This is a genomic window from Bradyrhizobium sp. SZCCHNR1002, from assembly GCF_032381435.1.
GTDB classification, from domain to species: Bacteria; Pseudomonadota; Alphaproteobacteria; order Rhizobiales; family Xanthobacteraceae; genus Bradyrhizobium; species Bradyrhizobium aeschynomenes.
This window is the reverse complement of sequence record NZ_JAUHIS010000001.1, coordinates 868,752-894,094: the sequence shown is the minus strand read 5'-3', so window position 1 is coordinate 894,094 and position 25,343 is coordinate 868,752. Positions and strand designations below refer to the sequence as shown.

15 protein-coding genes are annotated in these 25,343 nt (G+C 65.1%); 4 read left to right on the top strand and 11 right to left on the bottom strand.

All coding sequences use genetic code 11. The features are described from left to right. Positions 1 to 116 precede the first annotated feature (116 nt). A complete protein-coding gene (locus QX108_RS03920) occupies positions 117 to 1,007 on the bottom strand; it encodes a DMT family transporter (protein ID WP_315778671.1) in 891 nt (296 codons plus the stop codon). 197 nt (positions 1,008 to 1,204) lie between these two features. Here QX108_RS03920 and QX108_RS03915 point away from each other — a divergent pair, with 197 nt between their 5' ends. Next, positions 1,205 to 1,432, top strand: a complete 228-nt coding sequence (locus tag QX108_RS03915) for a hypothetical protein (RefSeq protein ID WP_172133146.1) — start codon at positions 1,205 to 1,207, stop codon at positions 1,430 to 1,432. 6 nt (positions 1,433 to 1,438) lie between these two features. Here the strand turns inward: QX108_RS03915 and QX108_RS03910 are convergent, their stop codons facing one another. The 9 genes from QX108_RS03910 to QX108_RS03870 all read right to left on the bottom strand — a co-directional run bounded on the left by QX108_RS03910 (position 1,439) and on the right by QX108_RS03870 (position 20,356). Beyond that, positions 1,439 to 1,873, bottom strand: coding sequence for a hypothetical protein (locus QX108_RS03910; protein WP_315720230.1), 435 nt, complete (start codon positions 1,871 to 1,873; stop codon positions 1,439 to 1,441). A 55-nt stretch (positions 1,874 to 1,928) separates the two neighbouring features. After that, positions 1,929 to 2,279 carry a hypothetical protein gene (locus QX108_RS03905; RefSeq protein WP_315726180.1) on the bottom strand — a complete coding sequence of 117 codons (351 nt, stop codon included), beginning with the start codon at positions 2,277 to 2,279 and terminating at the stop codon, positions 1,929 to 1,931. A gap of 292 nt (positions 2,280 to 2,571) precedes the next feature. After that, entirely contained in the window at positions 2,572 to 3,165 is a 594-nt protein-coding gene (locus tag QX108_RS03900) for a formyltransferase family protein (protein ID WP_315778673.1), read from the bottom strand. Between the two features lie 635 nt (positions 3,166 to 3,800). Beyond that, the gene (locus QX108_RS03895; RefSeq protein ID WP_315778675.1) at positions 3,801 to 8,030 is read right to left on the bottom strand and encodes a sulfotransferase; all 4,230 of its coding nucleotides are present in this window, start codon (positions 8,028 to 8,030) and stop codon (positions 3,801 to 3,803) included. 227 nt (positions 8,031 to 8,257) lie between these two features. Beyond that, positions 8,258 to 10,051, bottom strand: a complete 1,794-nt coding sequence (locus tag QX108_RS03890; protein WP_315778677.1) for a hypothetical protein — start codon at positions 10,049 to 10,051, stop codon at positions 8,258 to 8,260. 574 nt (positions 10,052 to 10,625) lie between these two features. Continuing rightward, positions 10,626 to 13,928, bottom strand: a complete 3,303-nt coding sequence (locus QX108_RS03885) for a hypothetical protein (protein ID WP_315778679.1) — start codon at positions 13,926 to 13,928, stop codon at positions 10,626 to 10,628. Positions 13,929 to 14,415: 487 nt separating this feature from the next. Further along, the gene (locus QX108_RS03880; protein ID WP_315799407.1) at positions 14,416 to 16,497 is read right to left on the bottom strand and encodes an autotransporter strand-loop-strand O-heptosyltransferase; all 2,082 of its coding nucleotides are present in this window, start codon (positions 16,495 to 16,497) and stop codon (positions 14,416 to 14,418) included. Positions 16,498 to 16,618: 121 nt separating this feature from the next. After that, entirely contained in the window at positions 16,619 to 18,568 is a 1,950-nt protein-coding gene (locus QX108_RS03875) for an HlyD family type I secretion periplasmic adaptor subunit (protein ID WP_315778682.1), read from the bottom strand. Positions 18,569 to 18,571: 3 nt separating this feature from the next. Continuing rightward, a complete protein-coding gene (locus QX108_RS03870) occupies positions 18,572 to 20,356 on the bottom strand; it encodes a type I secretion system permease/ATPase (protein WP_315720224.1) in 1,785 nt (594 codons plus the stop codon). Between the two features lie 828 nt (positions 20,357 to 21,184). On the opposite strand from QX108_RS03870, the gene QX108_RS03865 reads away from it, so the two are divergent. From QX108_RS03865 to QX108_RS03855, 3 genes are read left to right on the top strand one after another with little or no spacing between them, the layout of a single operon-like run. Then, positions 21,185 to 21,364 (top strand): hypothetical protein, encoded by a 180-nt coding sequence (locus QX108_RS03865; RefSeq protein WP_315720223.1) that lies wholly within the window; start codon positions 21,185 to 21,187, stop codon positions 21,362 to 21,364. Next, entirely contained in the window at positions 21,361 to 23,292 is a 1,932-nt protein-coding gene (locus QX108_RS03860) for an ethylbenzene dehydrogenase-related protein (protein WP_315720222.1), read from the top strand. Before QX108_RS03865 ends, QX108_RS03860 begins: the two co-directional genes overlap by 4 nt. Continuing rightward, on the top strand, positions 23,292 to 24,326 hold the full coding sequence (locus tag QX108_RS03855) for a 2Fe-2S iron-sulfur cluster-binding protein (protein ID WP_172108699.1): 1,035 nt from the start codon (positions 23,292 to 23,294) through the stop codon (positions 24,324 to 24,326). The genes QX108_RS03860 and QX108_RS03855 overlap by 1 nt, the downstream gene beginning before the upstream one ends. Positions 24,327 to 24,368: 42 nt before the next feature. Here QX108_RS03855 and QX108_RS03850 read toward each other — a convergent pair whose 3' ends face one another. Then, positions 24,369 to 25,226, bottom strand: a complete 858-nt coding sequence (locus QX108_RS03850) for a VOC family protein (RefSeq protein WP_315720221.1) — start codon at positions 25,224 to 25,226, stop codon at positions 24,369 to 24,371. Positions 25,227 to 25,343 lie beyond the last annotated feature (117 nt).

Genomic DNA, 25,343 nt, shown 5'->3' with positions numbered 1-25,343 from the left:
TCGCCACAAAGCAGTTCGCGAGTGTTGCGCGCAGCCAACGCCGAACACGTGTATCTCACCGGTTCCGTGAGAGACATCACAGACATTCAGCCGTGCACGACGCTGAAGACCCTGGATCAGCTTTGCGTCGAGGAGTTGACCGGCACGGGTTGAGGCTGCGGTGGCCGGAGGTTCAACAGATTCCCGGCCAGAATCAGCGCGGCGCCCAGCACCGTGAAACCGTCGAGGCGCTCCGAATACACCAACCAGCCGACCGTCGCCGTCAGCGGCACGCGCAGGAAGTCCATCGGTATCACGATCGTGGCGTCGGCGTAGAGCATCGCGCGCGCCATGCAGAAGTGCGAGAAGGTACCGCAGAGCGCGACCAGGACGATCCAGCCCCAGCCGGTCGCCGATGGCCAGCTCCACCATACCACCGTGGGAATGAGGCCGGCGACCGACTGCACCGCCAGCATCCAGAAGATGATCGACACGGTCGGCTCGGTGCGGGTCAGGAACTTGACCAGCGCGATCGAGATGCCGAAGCCGACGGCGGCGGCCAGCGCAATCAGCTGGCCCGGATTGATCGCACCGGTATCGGGGCGCACGATCACCACCACGCCAACCAGTCCAAGCACGATCGCCGCCAGCTTGAACAGGGTGATCCGCTCGCCGAGGAAGGTCGCGGCGAGCAGGGCGGTCCAGATCGGCATCGTGAACTCGATCGCCACGACCTGACCGATCGGAATCAGGGTGAGCGCGAAGAACCAGCCGAGCTGCGCGCCGTAGTGGATCAGATTGCGGGCGGCATGTTGCTTCAGCCGCGTCGTGCGCAGGGTCGCAAAGCCGCCGCTGAGGGCGATGACGGGCGACAGCATCACCAGGCCGATGAGACAGCGCAGCTCCATCAGCTCGAAGACGTTGAGCTCGCGCATGGCTTCGCGCCCGGCCACCGCCATCACCAACATGAGGCTGAGCCATCCGGTCATCCACAGCGCGGCCATCAGTTTCGAAGCGGGGCGATGCATGAGGCCGAATGGGGGGCGGGCAGGAGGCGAGAGCGGCTGTATCACCTCGCGTGCACAGCAATGCAAATGAAATCAACGGTGCAGTGCATCAACGCCGCCACGGAAGGCCGCGGACGATGTGCCGAGAAAAACATGGAGTGTGGCGGCGTTTCGTCCTAAAGCGACCGCCGCGAAACAGCCAAGGGCAGCTTTCACACATGACCGACCGTGCCGCCTCAGCCGACTTCCTGACCGCCTTCGCCACCGGCTGGCCGGAGCGCGAGCCTCACCTCATGGTGCTGTCGCTGACCACCCAAAAGGGCGTGCAGGATTTTGCCATGACCCGCGAGCAGGCGCTGCTGGTTGCCAAGACCATCAAGCGAACCGCGGCCCAACTGGCTCCGGCTCCGAGCGGCGGTCCGGTCCCCGGCGTCAAGCGCGCCTGAACGCCATTACCGCGACAGCGAGATGTTGGCTGCGCGGAACTGGCTGTCGGCACGGATCGACACCGATTGCCGGTTGCCGCGGGTCGCGAGCGCGATGTTGGCGTTGAAGCCGGCCGTGGTCGCGACGAGCTGGAAGCTGCCGTTGCCGCCGCGCCCCTGCAGCACCCCGCTGATGCCGCGGCTGGTCTCGGTCCAGCTGCCTGAAATGGTCCCGCCCTCGGCGATGACGTCGGCCTGCAGACCGAATTTGTAGGCGTCGCTCGCACAGGTCAGGACCAGGTTCATCCTTGGTCCGGACACGCTGTAGCTTGCCCGGCAGCGGATGCGCTCGGTCGACCCGTCCTCGAGGGCTACGGTGCCGCTGCCGCCCCAGGTTCCAGCCATGCCGGTGAAAGGGCCCGGATCGGCCTGCCCGGGCGACGCTGTCAGGAGCGTCGACATCAAAACGGCGGCTACCGAGAGCCGCCGCTTGGACACGTTCAGACCGGGCCGGTCATTACATGCGTGATGCCTGCCAGCGTCCGCTGCAAGGAATACCTGCCGACGCGCCGTTCCATTTTCCCGAGCCGGAATTGCCGTTGAGCTGACCATTCGCGAATGCGCCATTGATGGAGACCTTAACCAGGCCTTCGCGCCCAATCGAACCTGTGACATTGGCGCCGGCCGCAGAAACCTTACCGTCTGCGACGATCAGGGTCGAGCTGGCCGTAGGCTCGCAGCTGCCGCTGCTGGTGACGATGGTGACCTGCCACTGGCCGTCATAGGGCGACTGGGCGAAAGCCGGGGCGGTTGCGGTGCCGGCCAGGATCGACGCGACGAAAGCCATTCCAATGCGGTCGAGACGCATGAATCGTTGTCCCTCAATGTCTTTGATGACGAACCTTATTTGGAGAAATTGTGACGAAAGTTTGCCGCATCGCCGCAACCAGATTTTATTCAGCAATTTCAGCCCGTTAAGGATTAACGCGGAACCCGCTTTTCAGCCAACGGGGCGGCATTGTGGGCAAACTGCGCCCTCGCGCACCGCATGAGCAGATCAGCGCCACAGCCTTGCGTTGACTGCACGATTGTTCGCAGCGGAGCAGGAGCCCTCAGGGGCATGAGGATGGGCTTGCAGCGACCGGGGCGTGGTCTGTCGCTCAATGCGGGATGATGCTGGGAGCCTTGGTGGCGAACTGCTCGTCCTGCGGCTTGGCCGGAATGGTGCCGGTCGCCTTGGCTGATTCGACGACATCACCGAGCAGCTTGAGGCCGAGCGGCGCCAGCGCGCGCTCCCACAATTCGCGGGCCGTCTCCCCCTTGCGGACGAAGCACCAATCCTGGGCGGCGATGGCGCCCGCGTCCATGCGCTCGGCCAGGTGATAGATGGTGCCGCCTGCGACCGGATCGCCTTCCTTGATCGTCCACTCCACGGCGGCGATACCCCGATGCCGCGGCAGCAGCGAGGGATGGTAGCCGATGCCGCCGAGCCTGGCGGCGGCGACCGCCTCCTGCGTGACGCGGGCGTGGCTGTGCGCCGTGACGATCAGATCCGTGCCGGGGGCGATTTCGCTGGCCGGAACCACCTTCGGATCGGCCTGGACCACGACCTCGATCCCGGCCGCGCGTGCCGCCGCCGCAAGCCGGTCCTCGCCGTCGTGCACGACCACGCGCGCGATCTCGATTCCTCTCTCGCGCAACATGTTCAGCGTGGCGACACCGAAATGGCGGGAGCCGACGAGGGTGATACGCATGATCAGGGATCTTCCACGGTTGGGGCGGGCGGACGAAATCGGGTCAAACCAAGCCTTGGCGTCCAGGTCAAGCGCCGGCTGATCGTTCCTCACAACCCGGGGCGGCCCCGAATCGCCGCCAGAATGCGCGCCCGAGCGGGTTTCGCGCTCGCAAGACAGCAGATCTCGCCTTCGATGTCGGCGGGAGTTCGGCGAAAGCATCCCGGCCGGCCGCGGCTGGTCGGCGGAAGTTGCTCGGCCGGTCGCGACGGCGCACCTGTTTCGGTTGCCGGTCGATCGCGTTGATGTCGGGCCGTGACATCTCGCGCCCTCAACTCGCCGGGGCCGCTCGAACTAATGAGCCGAACTACCAGTCTCATCTCTCGCGCGGATCAATCGCAGGCGCCGTAGTGCAATCTGACCGGTCTGCGAACGCAACTCGCGTGAACCTGAGTTGCTGAGAGCAGACGCAACTTTCGATTGTGTAATTAGCTGTTCCACGTGCGTAGTAAAACTGACGCCTTGGCATATGACGAATATAATTTCTTAAAGCCGATCGCGCACAATGTGCATGCCGCTCCGCCGCGCGGCCGGATAGCCGGGTGCCGCGCCTGTCACCGATCCCTGGGCAACAGCACCCGGTTATTTGCCGGCGGTCAGGTCGCTTCCGCCGGCGGCGGAACCTCGATCCCGAGCGCATCGCACAACGGCCCGAGATGCTTCTCGTAGCGCCGCCAGCTTCCGATCGAGCGGCGGTAGATCGGCTCGCGCACCTGCATCAGGCTGGCGGTGCGCACCGTGCGCTCGGTGCGATGGAAGTCGAGGCAGGCATCCTCCCAGTCGAGGCCGCAATGCTCGAGCACCCGGCGTGAGACGCCTTCGAGATCATCGACCAGATCCTCGTACTGGACGTCCATCAGGATGCCGGGCGGCAGCACCTTGTGCCAATGCTCCATCACGCCCTCATAGCCGCGGTAATACTGGCCGAGCTCGGTGAGGTCGTAGGCGAAGGGCTGGGCTCCGGTGAACAGCAACTGATAGCAGGACACGCAATTGTCGAGCGGGTCGCGCCTGGTATTGATGATCCTGGCGCGCGGGAACGCGGCGTGGATCAGTCCGACGAACAGGAAGTTCAGAGGCATCTTGTCGACGATGCGCTCGGCCGCCGGCGCCAGGGGCCGCACGCGGGTGGTGTAGTCCTGTCCGAGCTTCGTCATCTCCTCGGGCGGCAGCAGCGCAACCAGATCGGGATAGGCGGGAACGAGCTTCTGCCGGCTGGCGGATTCTCCGACCAGCTCCTTGAACGTCTCGAGCTCGCCCGCGCCGAAGACCTTGGAATGGCTGGCCAGCACCTGCTCCATCAGCGTAGTTCCCGAGCGCGGCATGCCGACGATGAAGATCGGAGCCCAGGACTCGTCGCCTTGGCCCGCCACCGAGCGGAAGAACTCCGGCGTGAAACGGCTGGCGACGTTGCGCATCATGCCGAGCCGCTGCTCATGGTCGTAGTCCATGCTCTTGCGCTTGAGCGTGTTGGCCTTTTGCAGATGCGAGAAGGATCCGTCGTAGTCCTTCAGATCGGACAGCGCCTTGCCCATCGCGAAATGCGCGGCGATCTGCTTCTCCTGGTCGAGCTGATCGGCGCGTTCGAGCAGCCGCTGCAGGCTCGGCAGCCGGCTGTCGTCCGGCTTGAACTTCGACATGTTCGCGAGATTGAGGTGGATCGACGCGTCGTCGGGAGCCAGCTCCAGCGCCTTCTGGAAGGCTGCGGTCGCCTCCTCGAAACGGCCGAGCGCCTGATAGGCGACGCCGAGATTGTTGTAGGAGCCGAAGCGCTCCGGCTTGATCTTGATGGCCAGGAGGTTCTGCTCGATCGATTCCGCGAGCCTGTTGAGCTCGAGATAGGCATTGCCGAGGTTGCCGTAGGCGTCGGCATAATCGGGCCGGCTCGCGATCGCCCGCTTGTAGTGCTCGATGGCGCGCTCGCGGTGGCCTTGGCGCAGCAGCACGTTGGCGATGTTGTTGTGGGTCTCGGCGTGCTCCGGGCTGAAGTCGAGGACCTTCAAGTAGCAGCGCGCCGCCTCGATGTCCTTGCCGGCTGTATACAGCAGGTTGCCGAGCGCAAAATGCGCGTCGAGATGCTGCGGCTTGTTGTCGATCGCCCGCCTGAGGAGAGCTATCGCCTCGTCGATTAGCCCCTGGTTCTGCCGGACCATGGCGAAGGCGTAGAGGATACCGGGATGGCTCGGCGCCAGCGCGAGCGCGGCCTCGTAATGCTGCACTGCGATCTCATAGCGGCCTGCCGAGGCCTCGACGGCGCCGATGCTGCCACGGGCCTCGGCGGATTTGTCGTTCACCGCCACCGCGCGCTCGAAGTAGTCCTTGGCCTCATCGAGCCGGTTGGCGGTGGTCGAGATCATTCCGAGGCCGACGAGGGCGTCAAAATTGGTCGGCTGGCCGGCCAGGATGAGCTTGAAGATCTGCTCGGCGTCGCCGAGTTCGCCGCGGCTCTGCAGCTTCTTGGCGACGGTGACCACGCCGTCGGCCAGCGTCTGAAGTGAGGCGAGCCGCGTGGCGTCGAAGGGGCGCGAATCCGTCGTCGGCGTGACCACCGGCGGGGCGACGTTGACGGGCTGCGGCTGCTTGATGCCGGCGATGGCCTCGGCGATCGTCGGCCGCAGCGCCTCGGTTCCGAGCGCATCGAGCAGCGGCTTCAGCCGGTCGCCATACATCCGCCAGCGGCCGACCGAGCCGGAGAACAGCGGCTTGCGGACCTGGACGAGGCTTGCGGTGTTCACCGGGCGTCCGTTCTCGTGAAACGACAGGCAGGAGTCATCCCAATCGAGCCTGCAATGCGCGACGATCTTGCGGGCATGTGCATCGAAGTCGCGCACCATGTCCTCATACGCCACCTCCAGCATGACGCCGTCCGGCAGCACCGCGCGCCAATGGCTCATCAGCGCGTCGTAGGCCCGGTAGTAGCGCCCGAGCTCGCCGAGATCGTAGGCGAAGGGCTGCGGCTCGGCGAACAGCTGAGTATAGCAGGACAGGCAGGTGTCGATCGGATTGCGCCGGACGTGAATGATGCGTGCATTCGGCAGCGTCAGATGGATGAGCCCTGCGAACAGGAAGTTCGACGGCATCTTGTCGACCACACGCCGGACGCTGGCCGGCAGGCCCGTGAACCGCTCGCGATAAGCGCGTGCGAGGCTCGCGATATCGGCATCGGACAGTTTGGCGAGCATCTCCGGGTAGTCGCCGCGGGCACGGTCGGTGAACAGCCCGGCAGCCGCCGCGAAGTAGTTGACCTCGCCTGCGCCATGCACGGCCGGATGGCTGGCCAGGAGCTGCTCGACCAGGCTGGTGCCGGAACGCGGCATGCCGATCACGAACACGGGCGCGTCCGACGGATCGCCGTGACCGGCACGCGCCTGCAGCATGGCCTTGGAGAATACGGTGCGAACGCGCTCGATCTGGCGTAGCGCCTGGTTCTCGTCATAGTTGATGCGGCGGCGCTCGAGGCTGTTGCCGGCATTGAGATGCAGCAGCGACCGTTCACCGTCCTTGACGTCGGCATAGGCGCGCCCCAGCGTGAAATGCAGGGCGATGCGAGCGTCCTCGGTGAGCGTCTCCGCGCTTGCGGCCAGCTCCTGCAGCGGCGCCCAGCGGGCATCGTCGACCGCGAACGGCTTGACCACGCTGTAGTTGAGGTGAGTGCCGATGCTGCGCGGGTTGACTGCCAGGGCAGATTCATAGGCGCGTCCCGCTTCATCGAGCCTGCCCACGATCGTCAGGACGCCCGCGAGATGGTTCATGGTCGTGGTGTCGCGGGGATCGTGCGCAAGAGCCGCCTGATACCCGACGATCGCCTCGTCATATCGCTGCACGTTCCGCAGCGAGTCGGCGCGATTGCGGTGGGCGATGGCGTAGTCGGGCCGCAGCCGCAGCGCCTCGTCGTAATGGGAGAGGGCCTCTTCGTGCCGGCCCGACGATTCCAGCGCATTGGCGAGATTGTTATGCGCTTCCGGAAAGTCCGGCCGCTCGGCGAGGGCGCGCTCGTAGTGGAAGATCGCGCCCGGCCAGCTCTTCATGTCGAGATGGATATTGCCGAGATTATAGTGCGCCTCGGCAAGATGAGGACTCAATGCAAGTGCCTGCTGCAGGCTGCGAATGGCAGCGCTCGTTTCGCCCATCGCCTGATGACAGCCGCCGAGATTGAGCAGCACCGTCGGCACGTTGGGCTCGATGGCGAGCGCGCGAGTATAGTGTGCGATCGCTTCGGAATGGCGGCCGAGCTGCCGGCAGGCATCACCGAGGCTGCCGGCTGCTGCGGCAAATTGCGGCCTCGCCGCAAGTGCCGCCTCATGATGAGAGATCGCCCTTTCGAACTGGCCGAGCCGTTGCAGGGCGAGGCCGAGCGCCTGGTGGAGATCCGGGTTCGTGCCGTCGATGGCAAGCGCGGCTTCGAGGTGCCGGACGGCTGCTGCGGGATCTCCGAGGCCGTACAATGCGCCGCCCAGCAGCAGGCGGGGTTCGATCGAGGACTCATCGAGCGCGGCGGCACGCGCGAAATGCGAGGTCGCCTTGGCCAGATCGCCCAGGCCGGCGAACGCCTTTCCGAGCATCACGTGCAGGTCTGCCGAGTCGCCCGCGGCGTCGGCGGCTCGGTCCAGCAGGGTTCGTGCCTCCTGCGCGTCACCGAGTTGCAGGCGGACGGTCGCAAGGCTGCACAGGGTGCGGAAATGCTTGGGCTGAAGAGCAAGCACCTTGCGATAGGCCTCCTCGGCAACCTGCAGAGCGCGACCATCGATCGGGGACGGCAGTGGTGCGCCGGAGTTGGTCGATGCGGAGACGAGTCGGGGACGGAAGGCGAGTGCTGGCTCGTTCATGATCACAACTTACTGATTGTTCGACGGAAGCAGTTGTCGTGGCGGAATGAAGCGAAACGGAGGCTTGGTGGGGCGTCGGTCCCGATCGATCGGAGCTCTTTCGCGATCACGTGACGCCTGGAGTTGCGAGGGTCTTTCGCGCAATCGCCGGCTCCCGCCGGGAAACAACGAAGCCGGCGCAGACCGAAGGGTCTGCACCGGCTTTGATTGCTCGTGGTGTTGGAGCGTCAGCCCCACATATGATGCATCGCGTGGTGATGCGACATGTCGGGAAGCGTGGTGGCCGCGGCCGCCGTGCCCGCCGCTGCAGCAGCAGCCGTGCCTGCCGTCGCCGCGGTCGCCGTGTGGTGGCTGTTGTGGCAGTGGTGGTGATGCGTCGTGTTGGTGTTCGTTCCACCCCCGGTGGTCGGGGCCGGCGTGGTGGGTGCCGGCGTCGTCGGGGCAGGGGTGGTTGGGGCAGGGGTGGTTGGGGCAGGGGTGGTCGGGGCGGGTGTCGTCGGCGCCGGCGTGGTCGGGGCGGCGGCCGCTCCGCCGGTGCCGTTGGCGATGTTCGGATTGGCGCCGGCGGGCATACCGGTGCCCTGGGCGATGCCATTGACCGCAGTCGCCGTCACGAAGCTCGTCGCTGACGTCACGTAGTCCGAGCCGCCGATCGCGATGTTGTTGCCCGCAATGTCTCCGGCATTGCCGATGTAGTTCGCGGCCGCAGCCTTCAACATCGCCTGATCCGTCGCCAGGGCCGCGCCCGTGTCGCCGTTCATGATTCCCATCAGCGCCTTCGTGGCCATGGTGGTGTCGGACTGCAGAGCGCCGGCGACGAGCTCGTCGTCGAACCGTCCCTTGAACACCGCCCCCTGCGCCATGTCGAACGCGGCGCCGAAGTTCTGATAGTTTGTGATCTGGTCGATCAGGGCCTGCGACGCCGTCATCGTTCCGTTGGCGACCGCAACCAGCTTCGCACCAAGCGTGTTGCCCTCGGCGAGGAAGTTGGCCCAGAAATTGGTCTGCGCCTGATTGTCCTGGAACCTCGTAACTGTTCCGGTCAGGCCGCCCGGCATTTCGGAGAACCCGCCAATGTGACCGGGCGCGCCGGTGCCGCCCGCCGCCTTGTTGAGCGCCTCGTCGTTCTGAAACACGTCGATCATGTCGACGATGTTGTCGGCCGAACCGCGCAGCGCCGTCGGATTGGCCATCGTCTCGGCGACGTTGTAGTTGTTCAGCTGCAGGTTGGCCTGGCTGAGGATCGTCATCAGATGGAGCGTCGTCGTCTGCGCAGCGACGGAGGTTTCGCCCGCTTCAATCGCGGCCAGCTTCGCCGGGTCATTCAGGATGTTTTGCAGGCCCTGCGTGATGGCCGTGAAGTCCGCCTGGATCTGATTGATGTTGTTGGCGCTCATGCCGCCCAGCGAAAGGTCGGCGGCGGCATTGAACACCGTTCCGATGGCGGTCAGGTCGCCGGCTGCCGCTGCAGCGAGATTGGTGGCGCTGTCGTTGCCGGCGGGCATGCTCTGGAACGCCACGTCCATGGCGCCGGTGTTGGCCAGGAAGGGAACGTTGTTGAGCGCGGCCGAAAGATGCGCGTCGCCCTGGATCTGCGCCAGGATCTGCATCTGAACGTTGTGGATGGTCTGGTCGGCCTCGGCGAGCGTCGCAGGATTGGTCGTCAGCGGCGCCGCGTTGATCAGCGTCGTGATTTCGTTCGAAACCTGGGTGAGCACCGCGGTGTCGGTTGCGTTGAGCGTGAACGCCTGACCGCCGATCGTGACCTGGCCGGGATTGGCCAGCATCGCGTTGATGTCGTTCTGCACGGCATGCAGGTCGGTGGTGTAGCTGCCGAGGAATGGGTTGGAGTTGCCGCTGTTCTGTGGCGTCGACCACAGGCCGGTCGAGATGCGAACGGCATCGTTGAACACGACGCCGGCCTGCACGAGGTCGGTCGACAGATTGAGCGCCGAGGCGCGAACCAGTAGGTTGGACGTGCCATTCGCCAGCGCCGTCGGGTTGAAGGTATTGGCTGCCATTAGATCATCTCCCCAAGTTTCAACCCGGCGTCTGCTGCTTGGCGGTTCGGCAGCACGCGGGCGTTGATCGGGCTGCGATGTCTCGTTCACCCCTTCGCGGAGCGGGCGAAATGTCGCAGCCTCAGAGCACCTGGGAATTATTTGCTCCAATGGGGCCAAAAGAAGCGCCGCAGAGTCCCCAAATATGATGTTGTTCGGGCACGCGCTCAGTGTCGCAGGCGTGTCACGGCAACGCTTGGAAACATTCTAACTCCTTGATTTCCGTCGTGGCATCTCTGCAACGTTCTCATCGGGCGACGCTTCGACGCACCGTCCAGACAAGAAGTTGCCCCGATCTTGCGACTGTCGTCCGGGCTCTCCTTAGAAAAGTTCCAACGTGACGTGCGCACTTGGCGCGGAATGGAACATGCATCTTCGCGAATCTTGCGGGCTCTCCCTCGGACATTTGCGGTCGTACTTCCTCTGAGCGTTGACGCTCGCTTGTCCACGGAGAGCACCAGCGAGTGACAGGCTCGGTCTGGTGCTTCCAGGGATGTCGTTGCCGCTGCGGGTGCGGTTGATCCATCCGGCTGCGTCAGGCCCACATGTGATGCATCGCGTGGAGATGCGACATGTCGGGACCGACAGCTGCGGCCTGGCTCGTATGCGTGGCCTGGCTGAGGTGGTCGTGATGGTGATGATGATCGCCGTGGTGCGCGTTGTTGCTGCCGTTGTTTGCCGCGGTGGTGCCCGTCGATGTGCCGCCGGTCTGCCCCGCAGTGGCGCCGGCAGACGTACCGCCGTTCGCCGCCGTTCCACCGGCAGCAGCGCCGCCCGCCGCGGTCGTTCCTGCCGCCGCCGTGCCCCCGGTGCCGTTGGCGAGGTTCGGTGTGGCCGTGACCGGGATGGTGCCGTGCGCGGTGCCCTTGATCGAGGTTGCTGCCGAGACGGTCGTTGCGGTCCCCACATAGGTGCCGCCATTGACAGGGATGTTGTTGCCTGACACGTCCATCGCGTCGGCCGCGAAGCCCTGGCCGGCTGCGGCGAGCATCGCCTTGTCGGCGGCGAGCGCAGCGCCGGTATCACCGTTGAGGATGCCCTGCAGGCCCTTCACTGCGGCGGACGTATCGGCCTCCAGCGTGCCGCTGAGCAGCTCGTTGTCGAAGCGGCCCTGGAACACGGCGCCCTGGGCGGCGTCGAAATTGGCGCCGAACTGCTGATAGTTCTGGATCTGCGTGATGAGAGCCGCGCTGGCCTGCGCTCCGCCGGTCGAGATCTTCTGCAGGGTCGCGTTGATCGTGTTGGCCTCGGCCAGGAATGCGGCCCAGAAATTGGTCTGCGCCTGATTGTCCTGGAACCTGGTGACGGTGCCGGTCAGCCCGCCCGGATCCTCGGCGAAGCCGCCGGAGTGACCCGCATTGCCGTTGCCGCCCGCGGCCATGTTGAGGTTGGTGTCGCCCTGAACGATGTCGATGATGTCGAGCAGATTGTCGGCCGTGCCGCGTAGCGCAGCCTGGTTGCCCGTGGTCGCGGCCGCATCATATTTGTTGAGCTGCAGGTTGATCTGGCCGAGCGCGGTCTGCAGGTGGATGGTGGTGAGCGCTGCGGCATTTGCGGTCTCGCCGGCTTCGATCTGCGCGAGCTGCGTCTTGTTGTTGAGGATCGCCGTGAGGCCTTGAGAAACGGCGGTGAGATCGGTGTTGATCTCCTGCAGATGGGCGGCATCGATGCCGCCGGATGCGAGCTCGACGACCTTGTTGAAGACGAGGCCGACGTCCTTCAGGCTGTTGCCTGCGGTGGCTGCCGCGAGGCTTGCCGGATCGTCGGCACCCGCCGGTGACGTCTGGAAGGCGATGTCCTGACCGCCGGTATTGGCGAGGAAGGGCACGTTGTTCAATGCGTTCGCCAGATGCGCATCGTTGTGGATCTCCCCCAGGATCTCCTGCTGCAGCGCATGGATCGTCTGGCTCGCTGCGGCCTGGGTCGTCGCGTTGGCAAACTGCCCGGCTGCCTGCAGCAGCGTGCCGAGTTGAGCCTCGACATTGGTGAGGACCGCGGTGTCGGTCGCATTCAGCGCGAACGTCTGTCCGCCGAGCGTGACCTGGCCCGGATTGGCGAGCATCGCCGCGATGTCGGTCTGCACCGCCGTGATGTCCGCCTGATAGCTGCTGAGGAAGGTCGGCGAGTTGCCGCTGTTGGCGAGGCTGAACAGGCCGAGCGAGGCTCGTACTGCATCGTTGAATACGACGCCAGCCTGCACGAGGTCGGTCGAATGCTGAATGGCCGTGGCGCGGGTCAGGAGGTTCGAGGTGCCGTTGGCCAGCGCCGTCGGGCTGAAATTGACGGGAGTCGTATGCATTCCGCCGGTGCCCGTCCCGCCGCCGGTGGAGGGCGGCGTCGTGCTCGTGCCGCCGGTGCCGTTGGCGAGGTTGGGAGTTGCGGTGACCGGGATCGTGCCCTGGGCGAGGCCGTGAACCGAGGTGGCCGTCGACACCGTGGTCGCCGAGCCGACATAGGTGGCGCCGCCGATCGCGATGTTGTTGCCCGACACGTCCATGGCGTCGGCGGCAAAGCCCTGGCCGGCCGCGGCGAGCATCGCCTTGTCGGCAGCCAGCGCCGCGCCGGTGTCGCCGTTGAGAATGCCCTGCAAGCCCTTCACTGCAGCCGCCGAGTCGGCTTCCAGCGTGCCGCTGAGCAGTTCATTGTCGAAGCGTCCGCGAAAGACGTTGCCCTGGGCCGCATCGAAATTGGCACCGAACTGCTGATAGTTCTGAATCTGCGTGACGAGAGCCGCGCTGGCCTGCGCGCCGCCGGTCGAAATCTTCTGCAGCGTGGCGTTGATCGTGTTGGCCTCGGCCAGGAATGCGGCCCAGAAATTGGTCTGCGCCTGATTGTCCTGAAATTTGGTCACGGTGCCGGTCAATCCGCCCGGATCCTCGGCGAAGCCGCCGGCATGGCCCGGCATGCCGTTGCCCCCGGCGGCCATGTTCAGATTGGCATCGCCCTGGATGATGTCGATGCTGTCGAGCAGATTGTCGGCCGTGCCGCGCAGCGCCGCCTGATTGCCGGTCGTCTCGGCCTTGGCATACTGATTGAGCTCGAGGTTGATCTGTCCGAGCACGGTCTGCAGATGAATCGTGGTCAGCGCAGCCGCGTTGGCCGTCTCGCCATTTTCGATCTGCGCGAGCTGGGTCTTGTTGTTCAGGATGTTGGTCAGGCCCTGCGAGATCGCGGTCAGGTCGGTCGTGACCTCCTGCAGGTTGCCGGTGTGGATGCCGCCGGACGCCAGTTCGACCACCTTGTTGAAGACGAGGCCGACGTCCTTGAGCGTGTTGCCTGCCGTCGCGGCGGCCAGGGTCGCCGCATCGTCGGCGCCGGCCGGCGAATTCTGGAAGGCGACGTCCTGGCCGCCGGTGTTGGCGAGGAAGTTCACCTTGTTCAGCGCGCCGGAGAGATGCGCGTCGCCATTGATCTCCTGCAGGATCTCTTTCTGGACCGCGTGCAGCGTCTGGTCTGCCGCGGAGATCGTCGCGGCGTTCGTGGTCTGCTGGGCGGCCGTGAGCAATGTCGAGATCTGAGCCTGCACGTTGGTGAGAACGGCGGTGTCGGTGGCGTTCAGCGTGAAGGCTTGGCCGCCGAGCGTCACCTGTCCGGCATTGGCGAGCATCGCCGCGATGTCGTTCTGCACCGCGTGCAGATCGGTTGTATAGCTGCCAAGGAATGGATTGGAGTTGCCACTGCCGGCCTGCGTGAACAGGCCGAGTGATGCGCGAACCGCATCGTTGAACACCACACCGGCCTGGACCAGGTCGGTCGACATGTTGAGCGCTGAGGCGCGCACCAGCAGGTTCGACGTTCCGTTGGCCAGCGCCGTCGGATTGAAGGTGTTATTCGCCATGGATCATCTCTCCAAATTCATCCGACGCTCGATGGCCCCGATACGAGACTGGCTCGACGATACGGTCGGCATCGTCGTTGCTGAGGCCGTATGCCGCGCGTCGTCATGGACGCGAGGCGTGCGCCGTTATGTCGCACTGTGCTATTTGGTCGCAGCAATCAGGCCAAAAGAGGCGTGTGGCCGTCCGCAAATCTGGTGATGTTGTGGCAAGGCACGTGTGTTGCCGTGCAGCCCGGACCAGCCGCCAAGTCCTTGAAGCATTGGGTCAAGGGCAAATGCTGGGTGCGTCAATCTGACGCCTTTTGCATCTTCCAGTCAAGATGTCGCCTGTATCTTGCCGGCGATGCCCCGGTTCTGAAGCCGTCAGGAAAGCGAGTGCGGCAGCGGCCGTCGCGTCGCGCTCACGTCCTGTTCGACGCGAAAGCGCGTTGCCTGTGCGACCGCACGAGCAGGTGGGGATGATGTCTATCGGGGATACGATGCCGTCTCACGACGGCGTGGTGGTCTTCCGCTGCGCCAGCAACGCGGTCCGGATCTTCTGCAGCAGAATGTTGTAGAGCTGATTCCAGGCCGGATCCTGCCCGTTCGCGTCGAGCCCGCGCTTGGTCAGGCCCAGGCTGACCCGATAGACGGTCAGCGCGCCATCGATGTTGCCGAGGGGAACGAAGGCATCGCCCAGGCTCTGGTAGGACGTGGCGAGCGATTGCTGCAAAGACGAATCGTCTGGAGCGGTGTTGGCGAGTTGGGTGATCAGCGCCGCGTTGGAGCGGCGATGCTCGAAGGCCTCGGCATGGCGGCCCTGGGCGGCGAGCACGTCTGCGAGCAGCGCGTGGCACCAGGCGAGATCGCGCTGAAAGCCAAGATGGCCGCGATGCGCGGCGGTCAGCTTCTGGATGATTGCAAGGCCCGCAGAATAGGCGGCATAGGCACCCGGAAGATTTCGCTGAACGAACAGCACGGCGCCGATCCGGTTCAACGCGACCGAGAGGTTGCGCTGAAAGCCGCCGTTGTCGGGTTCGGCCTGGGTTAGGTGCCTGACGATCTCGATGCTCTGCCTGTAGTTCTGCATCGCGCTGATCAGATCGCCGGCCGTTGCGCTGCGATCACCTTCTGCGATCTGAGCTGCGGCCTGGTCCAGCAGCCGTCCCGCGGCGACCGTCACGCCAATGGCGAGGCCGCCACGGACAACGTCACCGCGCGGCCGAGCCAACAGCGCCGCGAGCGCGATCGGCTCGTCACCGCCGGCTGAAGCCGCCTGAGAGCCTGCTGCAAAAGCCGGATCGTCCGGCCGGGCCGGTGCGGCCTGCTGCGCGGCCGAGGCTTGCGGGCGCGTTTGCTGGCTCAATCCTTGTCCGAAGCCGGGGATGCTGCGCAAGATCGCCTCGACGTGCTCGGCCTTGATCAGGCGGGTGCATTCGAACTGCCGCGGCGTGCCCTTCCATCGCGGGCACCAGAGCGCGTCTTCATGATCGAAGCGATGACGCGCGTCATTCCAGCAGCTGTTGCAGGCGTGACGGTTGATGATGCGATAGGGCGTCGCGAATTCGTTGGAAGGATCGGTGAAGCCGCTGATCAGCACGACCGGCGTGCCGACGGCCCAGGCGAGCCACGACAGGCCGGAGGAGAGACCGATGAAGCACGCAGCGTGCCTCAGCCAGCGGGCGCGCTCCGTAAGCGGACGGTCACCGGTCTGATCCTCAGCCTCCTCGGGAATTCGGGTCCGGTAGGCGCCACGACTGCTTTCCGCTTTCTGGTCAATGCAGATGACGCGGTAGCCGGCGGTCCTGAGGAAGGCGACGATGCTGTCCCAGCCATCCGGATTGTTCCAGTGCTTGCATTGAGTCGTCGCTTGTACCGCGATGCAGACATAGGGCTCCGCGATCGGACGGCTGTCCTCGCTGAGCGCGACGCGCGGCGGCCGTTCGGTGGGATCGACGCCGAGAATATGGGCTGCGACGCGATGCAGGCCGACGTTGCGGAAGTCGCAGGGATGATAGACCAGGTCGGCATCGTCGAAGAACAGGCCGACGGAGTAGGTGGCGTAGTAGCGTTCCGCCTGGATCATTTCGTGGGTGACGAAGGTGATGTCAGGGGAGGCGTTGCGGAACAGCGGGATCAACGCCTCGCCCATCGCGCAAGTGAGACGGCACTGATGCAGCGCCTTGAACTTCTCTGCGTAGCTCATCCAGCCGATGACGTCGCCGATCGTGCCGACGGGAAGCTGGATCAGGACGTCGCGCCCGCTGGCGTCGTAGTCATGGCGCAGCAGAAGCTCGTCCTCCGACCAGACCTCGAGCCTGAACGGAATGAAATAGCGCTTGCTGCTGTTGACGTGCCCCGAACGCAGATCGATGTCGAACAGGACGTTGGCGGTTTCGAGATCGCTCAGGCGGACGCGCCAGGCCGGCCCGTTGTCGGGCAGCATGACGCGGCAGCCGTCGTTGAAATCGAATCGAAGTCCCTGCGGTCCCTCTTGGGTCGGCACCGTCGATGGCGGCGGCAGCCGAGGCCGGTCCAGACGAGCGGCCGCGTCTGTTCGTACGCCCGGTCGGGCGTCGGCTGACGGCATCGCAATCGTCGGCACCATCGTCGGATCCGAGGTGCGGGAAAAATTTGCAACGTTCATTTTGACTGGCCGACGCGGTTTGCAGGCCTCGAAGGAGGTCGCAGACCGCGCCTGTTCGGCCTTATTACTCCACGAAGGCGCGGCGCCACTGATCGAGAACCGGCTTCATCAGATAGCTGAGCATCGTCCGGCTGCCGGTCTGGACGTAGACTTCGGCCTGCATGCCGGGCATCAGATTGACGCCGCCGAGTCGCTTCCGCTCCTCGTCCGACAGCGTGATCCTGACCGTGTAGAAGGTCGAGCCCGTCCGCGGGTCGTTGGTGATGTCGGGCGACACGAACGAGACCTGGCCGCTCACCTGCGGTGTGGTGCGCTGGTTGAAGGCATTGAAGTGCACCATCGCATCCTGTCCGGTGTGCACGTGATCGATGTCCTTGGGCTGCACATGCCCCTCGACCTGCAGCTCGTCGGAGTCCGGAACCAGCTCCATGATCGTCTCGCCCGGCTTGATCACGCCGCCGATGGTGTGAACGGCGAGCTGATGGATGGTGCCGGAGTTCGGTGCGCGCATCTCGATGCGGTCCAGCTGGTCGCGCGCGGCGACGCCCTTCTCGACCAGATCGCCTTCCTTGGCCTGCGCCTCGCTGAGATCCTTGACCACCTCGCTGCGGAAATCCTGGTCGATCTTGACTGTCTGCAGCTCGGCTTCGCTGATCTTTGACCTGGTCTCCGCGACGCTGGACACGAGCTGGCCGCGCTCGCCATCGATCCGGGCGGCTTCCCGCTGCAGCGTCGTCAGTCGCGTCAGCGGAACGAGGCGCTTGTCATAGAGATCCTGCACGCCGGCGAGCTCGCCCTTGATCAGGTCGATCTGCTTGCTCTTCGAATCGAGCTGGGCTTCCATGCCGCTGATCTCGTTGTTGAGCTGGACGATGCGTCCCTGCAGCAGCTCCTTCTGGCTCCTGCGCGTGACCGCGCGGGCCTTGAACAGCGCGTTCTCCGAGGCGATCACCGCACGAACGTGAGGATCGTCCGGGCGCGACGTCAGCGTGGTCGGGTAGTCCGGCTGATCGAGACCGTCGCGTTCGGCGGAGAGGCGGGCAATCTTGGCGCGCTGCTCGTTCAGCTGCTTGGTGATCGACTGCAACTGCGCCTGGCTCTGAGTCGCGTCGAGCCGCACGAGCAGATCGCCGGCAGCCACGCGCTTGCCATTGTCGACCTTGATCTCCGCGACGATGCCGCCGGTGGGATGCTGGATCGCCTTGACGTTGGATTGCACCACGAGATTGCCGGGCACCACGATCGCGCCGGCCAGCGGCACCAAAGTGAGCCAGCCTCCGCCGAGAACCCCCGCCACGAGCAGCACACGCAGGCCGAGCCGCAATTCGTTCTCGAACATGCGGCCGACGCGCGGGACGAGCGATTCGTCCGAGCCGTCGTCGAGATCCGCCGCCGTTCCCTGCGTGGCGATGAAGGTCATGCCGGTCGTCAAGGCCGTGCCGGCGGTGCCGACGAGGCGGCGGACGCCGGTTTGCGGAACGGCAGGCGCATGCGCGAGACGGGCAGGCAGATTCTGCTGTCCCATCGTGCGCGGAGCAACGCCGAAGTCGTCGTCGCGCCGCGCATTCCTGAGATCGACGAGGGCGGCGGAATTGTTGTTGCCCGGCATCCGCGCGGGCGCATGGCGTGGCGGCGGAGACAGCTCCGGCTCGTAGCCGCGCGTCGGTACCGGCTGCTGCCAGTCCATCTCGCGGATGCCTTCACCCCGGCGTGCTCTCGGCGCTTGGCCGCCGAGACCGAACAGCGACAACGACGCACCGATGGCGCGGCCCATCGTGCTGCCTTTCTTCTTGCGCGGCTTGGGCCTGACTTGCGATGGCGGCGGACGCCGACGCTTCTTCCCGTCGCGCGAGCCGCGGCGCTGCCGCGGGTCTTCGTCCGAGCCGTCGTCGAACGCGCCTTGCAGCCGTTGCAGCTCGAGGATCAGAGCGTCGCCCTGCGGACCGACGGCGCGGGTCTTGGGACGCACATAGTCTTCGTCGTCAAAGGGCCTGAAGTCGTTGATGTGTTTCATGGATCAAGCGCTTTCTGCTGGGGCGGCGCGACGAAGCGTTCGGGCGTTCGGATTTGGCGCTGCGACCGGAGCGGCAACCCTGGGTGCAGCGGTGGCGTGCGTGACCGCTGGTCCAGCAGGAGCCTTGGCGCCGGCGACGCGGGCAAAGATCTCCTGACAGGGACCGAATGCGATCGCCTTGCCCTCGAAGAGCACCAGCGCCATGTTGAGCGCATTCAGAGCGCTCGGGCGATGCGAGATGACGATGACGATGCTCTGGTTCTGCTGTCGCATGATCTGAATGGCGCGGCTGAGCGCATTCTCGCCGTCGGTGTCCAGATTCGCATTCGGCTCGTCGAGGACGATCAGGAACGGATCGCCATACACCGCGCGGGCAAGACCGACGCGCTGGCGCTGGCCAGCCGATAGCGACATGCCGCCCTGGCCGATTCGCGTCGAGTAGCCTTCCGGCAGCCGCAGGATGATGTCGTGCACGCCGGCGATCTGCGCCGCCTTCAGGATGGCATCCGAGCTCGCATTCTCGTCGAAGCGGCAGATGTTGTCGGCAATGCTGCCGTCGAACAGGGCGACGTCCTGCGGCAGATAGCCGATGTGGCGACCGAGATCCTCGTTGCTCCACTGGTCCAGCGCGGCACCATCAAGCCGGACCGTTCCCTGCACGGCGGGCCAGATGCCGACCAGCGCCTTCGACAGCGAGGTTTTCCCGGAGGCGCTCGCGCCGAGCAGCGCGAGGCCCGTGCCCGCCTTGATGGAGAACGACACGTTGTGAACGATCGGGCGGTCCGTGCCCGGTGCTGCAACGGTCAGCTCCTGGACGGCCAGCTCGCGGAACGGGCGTGGCAGCGCCACCGGCGGCGCTTCCGGCCTGGCGGTCGCTCTGCAGATGTCGCGCAGGCGCACGATGCCCTGGCGCGCGGCGACCAGCTGCTTCCAGCTGCCGAGCGCGATCTCCACCGGCGCGAGCGCGCGGCCCATGAGGATCGACGACGCCATCATGACGCCGCCGGACGCCTGCTCGGAGACGACGAGCGCGGCGCCGATCCCGAGCATGCCCGACTGCAACATGAAACGCAGCACCTTCGCGGCCGCGCCGAGATTGGCGTAGACGTCGCTCGCGCGAATATTGTCCTTGAGATAGCGCTCGTTGACGGCGTTCCAGCGCGCCGAAAAGCGATCCAGCATTCCGAGCGCGCGAATCACCTCGGCATTGCGCTGAGTGGCATCGGCGAGAACCTGGCGCGCAGCGCTGGTGTCGCTGGCGGATTTGCTCGCCTGCCGCGACAATCGTTCCGTCACGAGCGTCATCGAGACGATCGCCACCGTGCCGAGAACGGCAGTGATGCCGATCAGTGGATGAAACAGGAACATGCCGATCAGGAAGATCGGAATCCAGGGCATGTCGAGAAAGGCGGTCGGTCCCATGCTCGACATGAAGGCGCGGAGCTGGTCGAGATCGCGCAGCGGCTGCTGCATCAGCATCGGCTTGGTGCCGCGCAGGGGCAGCGTGGCCAGCGCGTGGTGAATGGCGTCCTGCAAGCTTGCGTCGAACACGGTTGCGACACGACACAGCATGCGCGTGCGCAACGCGTCGAAATAGCCCTGGATGACGTAGACGGCCAGAATCATGACCGAGAGGCCGATCAGCGTCGCCAGGTTCTTGCTGGGAACCACGCGGTCGTTGACCTGCATCATATAGACGGAGCCGGAAAGCATCAGGACGTTGATGACGCCGCTGAACACGCCGATGCCGGCCATGCGCTTGACAGCCTGCCGCAATCCGCGCGTCACTGGATCGTCGCTTCCCGAGAGAAGGTCAGTGAGGGCAGCCGCAGCTTTCGTTCGCGGGCGGTCTTGAGCCAGACTCATCCAGGCGCGTCTCCCAAAGGCTAGTGCTTCAATCAGCGCTCTTGACAGTCGATGCCGACGATTTTCCGGCAACAATTAGACATGCAGCCCTTTCTGTCGCAGCCGTGGGGGACGAATTCTCCGGGGCACGGCAAGTCGCCGTGCCGGCCGCAGTCCGACGAAATCGTTCGCGGCGATCACGACGATCCGGAATCCGCTTACGATCTTCGATGGTTGCGGTGTGATGACAACCAACACGCAAGGCGTGCGTCACACATTCGTCGGCCTATCACCTTGCTTCTGCACTCATTGGCCGTGGTCCGGGCCGATTGACGCCACGAAGGCGAATAAATCTTCCTGCGGTGCAACGCACATGCGTTGTCATTCGACGGCGGTGCGGAGAACTGACCATGGCGACGGCGGCAACACATGGACACTTCGGTTTCGCGCATCGGCCTAAAATCCACGACCAACACTGTCGGCCGTCGTAGTTGGTAGTACGTTCTGTCAGCGAACGCGCTATCGCGATGGGTCCGGCAATCGGTCGCATGACGACAGTCAGAACAGATCAGGGGAGGACGAAGCGGGCCAGTTCCCATGCGATCCGAGCAACCCGTCACCGGCTCGGTCCGCAACAACTGACCAACCACAGACGTGATCCACGCGGTCGCGTTGAAACGTAACGTGGCAACGATCGGCATGGAGGGCGGCGCGGTTTCGCCGAAATCAGACGAAGCAGTTGCTCACTGAGAGTATCCGGGGGACGACAAGTTGGACTACATCACCATCATCGGGACGCGTGATGCGGGAATGGATTTGAGCCAAGAACGGGCCATGCCTGCACATCAGGCCATCCCGCGCCAGATCCATCCGCCGAAACGAAATTCGGTCACCGGATCGGCGGTGAGTCGCGCCGATCGCGTGCGCGCAGGTCGGGAGGCGCACGCATGAAGATTCGCAAGACCGATTACGGAACGATCATTCTGCACTGGACCCTCGTCGGGGCCACCGTGATCGCATTCCTGACGGGGCTTCGCATGGCGACCGAAGCGCCGGGACATGCCTGGATCGCAAACAATCTCGACTGGTTGCTGCCACGGCACCGGACCTGGACCTGGCACATGCCGGCCGGAGTCGTGCTGGCGAGCGTCGCCGTCGCCTACATGATCTATATCGCGAAGTCCGGGCTCGGCCGTCGCGTCACCGTCGACAAGATGCGGTTCAAGGGCCTGCTCGGAAAACGGCCGGCGCGGCTCGGTTCGATCAGCGTGCTGCTGCACTGGACGCTCTTCATCTCCATGGCGACGCTGATCGTCACCGGCGGAATGCTGTTCTTCGGCGTGGCGTCCGGTTACGTGACCATGATGATCCACTGGTACGCGACCTGGGTCATTCCGGCGTTCGTGGTGCTGCACGTCCTGGTTCACTTCAGCATCGGCGGAAAGATGCAGCTCTATCGCGTGTTCCGGCCGGCGCCCTTGCCGCCGCCGCCGCCGAAACTCGACCCCGTTGAACTCCTCACAATGCTGGTGGAGCAGTCGGAGAAGCTGGAGGAGGCCGAAGCGCCGCCGAGGAAACCCGCGCCGGCTGCGCGACCCGCCGCGCGTGACCCGATGCCGGCGCCGCGCCGCATGGAGGAGCCGATGCGCGGCCGCGCCGAGCAGCGCATGCCGCCGGGACGGATGCGCCCACCGCCGGCGCCCGCGAAGGGCAACTCGCGTCGCCGCAACCCGAGCTTCCAGGCCAACCCGTTCATGGTCGCAACGGCCGCAGCCATCGTGATCGGCTCGGCGATGTTTGCAGCCGACTACTACGCCGAGGACAGCGTCACGGTGTACCGCATCGCGTCCTCCGATGCGCCGACGCTCGACGGTGATTCATCCGATCGTGTCTGGCGCAATATCCAGCCGCACATGGTGACGACCAACCAGGGTGACAATTTCGACGGCACCGGCGAATCACGCGTGTGGATCAAGGCCGCGCATGACGGCACATGGGTCTACTTCCTCGTCATCTGGGAGGATCCGACCCGTTCGCTGAAGCAACTGCCGATGATCAAGAAGGCCGATGGCTGGCATCTGCTGCACAACGGCTTCGAGAAGGGCGACGAAAACGACTTCAACGAGGACAAGTTCTCGCTGCTGTTCACGACGCTGCCGATCACGCTGGCCGCAGACCGAACGTTCCACATGAGCTCGCAGCCGATGCCCGACAAGCCTGCGACGCTGTCGGGACGCGGCATTCACTACACGCCGGCGCCGAATCTCTATGCCGACGCGTGGCTGTGGAAAGCGACCAGCGGCGGCCCGACCGGCTGGATGGACGACGATCATTTCGGACCCCCGGCCGAGGCGACGCCGGATCAGGTCAAGGGCCTCGCCCCCTATAAAGGCGGCTTCGCCGCCGATCCGGGCACCGCGAACTATTCGGACAATTTCGTGATCGACAGGGAGGCTGCAAGGCTTGGAAATCGGGGCGTGAGACCGAAGCGCCTTCCGAAGGACGTCGCGGCCATGACCGCCGCGATGGGCGAGATCAATCTCGATCCCAACATCGGCGAGAGCGAAGGCGCGCGCTGGTTCATGACGGAGGCCGAATCGGTGCCGTATTCGGCCGAAGCCGACGCGCAGACGCCGATCGGGACGGTCGTGCCCGGCGTTCTCGTCAGCGGCGAGTTCACCGGCGACCGCGCCGACATCCGTTGTGCCGCACGTTGGGCCGCGGGCCACTGGACGCTCGAAATCGCCCGCAAAATAGACACGAAAAGCAAATACGACGTTGCCATCAAGAATGGCGTGTTCATGCGTGTCGCAGCGTTCGACCATACCCAGATCAGACATACGAGGCAGATCCGGCCGATGCGACTTGAGGTGCAGTGATGGGTAAGATTTGCAAAATCCAGTACAACAGGGAAACGTTCTACGCGAATGTGGGCGATATCCTGCTCGACGGCGCCATCAACAGCGGCGTGGATTTGCCCCATGACTGCCGCAGCGGAATCTGCGGTTCGTGCAAGGTGACGGTCGTCGACGGCAAGCTGTTCGGCGGCATGGAAGGCGACATGGCGCATGCGTGCCAGGCGCGCGTCGTATCCGACCTCAAGATCATCACCGAGCCCGTGCCCGATACGGTGACGATGAATTGCGAGGTGGGTGATCTGGTGCGGCTCGCACCCGACGTCGTCGGCGTGACCATCGAGATGCCGAAGCCGCTGCGATTCTTCCCCGGACAATATGCCAAGGTCCAGTACCGCGGTTTTCCGACGCGCTGCTACAGCCCGACCTATCCGATGGTCGGCGCGCCCGACAGCCATCTATTGTATCTGCACATCCGCATCCTGAAGGATGGCTTGGTGTCGTCGGCGCTCGGCCGCGACATCCAGGTCGGCCATCGCGTCAAGCTGACGGCTCCGCTCGGCACCGCGTTCTTCCGTCAGAAGCATCGCGGCCGGATCATCCTGGTGGCGAGCGGCACCGGCTTCGCGCCGATGTGGGCGATTGCGGTGGCGGCCATCACCGAGAATCCGAAGCGCGAGATCGTCTTCATCGTCGTGTCGCGCACGCTGCAATCGTTCTACATGCATCAGGCGCTGTGCCGGCTGGCGCGCTTTCCGAACGTCAAGATCATTCCGATCGTGTCGGAGCCGCAGAACGTCTCGCCGGCGATTCGCAGCGGCCGCCCGACCGAGCACATGCCGGAGCTCACGCCGAATGACGTCGTCTACACCTGCGGCGCGCCGGCGATGACCGATGCGGTCGCCAAGATGTCACGCGCGGCCGGCGCGAAGTGTCACTGTGATCCGTTCGTGTCGTCGGCGCAGCCGTCCGAGTCGAGCGGCGGACTGATGGACCGGCTCGTGGGCTGGCTCGACAGCCAGCGGGGCCGTCCGGCCATGTTCCAGCCGGCGGAGTAAGCTCGCAGCGGCCGCGGAACAGCGGCCGCCGCGTCGTCCCGATCAGCCGGCGATGAAGGCGAGCAGCGTCCCCGTCGCCGATGTCGGGGCCACCACGAGGCTGGCGCCGCTGCGGACAGCCTGCGTCCCCAGCGCCTTCTCGGTGGCGGCCAGATCATGCGAGGCCAGCACCAGGCCGGCGCCGCCGCGCTCGGGCAATCCCGCGAGTGAAACGGCGGGATAGCGCGCCGCCAGCTGGTCCCGGGTCAGGAACACGAAATCGGCACGGTCGCCGCCCGAGGCCACGGTCACGGCGCCATCCGCTTCACTGCGGCCGTCACGGTCGATCAGGCGCGACATGTGCGCGGCATCCTTGGCCGGATCGGGCGTGACGATCAGCGCCTGCTTCAGCTGCCTGGCGCCGTTGGCATGGGTCATCAATTCCGGAATCCACACCGTCTCACGCGTCTTGTGCTGGCAGGCGAAGATGCGCAGGCCGCCCGGCGCCTCGGCAACAGGCCATTGGAAGACACGGAATTTCGCGGCCGAGATGGTGCCGTCGGGCAGCGGCACGGGGCGCTCGAAGTCGATGGGTCCGATCGGCTCGAAGCCATGGCTGCGGATTTCCTCGGCGCCAGCTGCGGAATCGATCGCCGTGAAGGCGATGCGCTCGATGCCTTCGCCGCGTTGCGCGAGGAAATTGCGGGTCGGAACGTTGTGATCGGTCTCGGCGAGAATGCCAAGCAGCTCGATGTAGTCGGGATCGAGCATGATGGTGTAGTTGCCCGACCCCATCTTGGCACTGTGGGTCCCGCGCGGCGACAATGTGAAGCCGAGCTGCTTCCAGGTCTGGGCCGCTGCGTCCAGATCCTTCACCACGACAACCGCGTGATCGATACCGATGACATTCTTGAGGGCCACGCGTTTGTCTCCTTGCAGCGAACTTGGCATATTGGCGGCCGAACTATGCCCAATCGACCCATGCGCCGCAACCGGCGCAGCCGGGCGCTGGGTGCAAGGCAAGATCGATCTCCGGCA

Excerpts from the sequence above, each read along its gene's own strand:
- QX108_RS03920 (WP_315778671.1), bottom strand. The coding sequence starts at position 1,007 with ATGCATCGCCCCGCTTCGAAACTGATGGCCGCGCTGTGGATGACCGGA.
- QX108_RS03915 (WP_172133146.1), top strand. The coding sequence starts at position 1,205 with ATGACCGACCGTGCCGCCTCAGCCGACTTCCTGACCGCCTTCGCCACC.
- QX108_RS03910 (WP_315720230.1), bottom strand. The coding sequence starts at position 1,873 with ATGTCGACGCTCCTGACAGCGTCGCCCGGGCAGGCCGATCCGGGCCCT.
- QX108_RS03905 (WP_315726180.1), bottom strand. The coding sequence starts at position 2,279 with ATGCGTCTCGACCGCATTGGAATGGCTTTCGTCGCGTCGATCCTGGCC.
- QX108_RS03900 (WP_315778673.1), bottom strand. The coding sequence starts at position 3,165 with ATGCGTATCACCCTCGTCGGCTCCCGCCATTTCGGTGTCGCCACGCTG.
- QX108_RS03895 (WP_315778675.1), bottom strand. The coding sequence starts at position 8,030 with ATGAACGAGCCAGCACTCGCCTTCCGTCCCCGACTCGTCTCCGCATCG.
- QX108_RS03890 (WP_315778677.1), bottom strand. The coding sequence starts at position 10,051 with ATGGCAGCCAATACCTTCAACCCGACGGCGCTGGCGAATGGCACGTCC.
- QX108_RS03885 (WP_315778679.1), bottom strand. The coding sequence starts at position 13,928 with ATGGCGAATAACACCTTCAATCCGACGGCGCTGGCCAACGGAACGTCG.
- QX108_RS03880 (WP_315799407.1), bottom strand. The coding sequence starts at position 16,497 with ATGCCGTCAGCCGACGCCCGACCGGGCGTACGAACAGACGCGGCCGCT.
- QX108_RS03875 (WP_315778682.1), bottom strand. The coding sequence starts at position 18,568 with ATGAAACACATCAACGACTTCAGGCCCTTTGACGACGAAGACTATGTG.
- QX108_RS03860 (WP_315720222.1), top strand. The coding sequence starts at position 21,361 with ATGAAGATTCGCAAGACCGATTACGGAACGATCATTCTGCACTGGACC.
- QX108_RS03855 (WP_172108699.1), top strand. The coding sequence starts at position 23,292 with ATGGGTAAGATTTGCAAAATCCAGTACAACAGGGAAACGTTCTACGCG.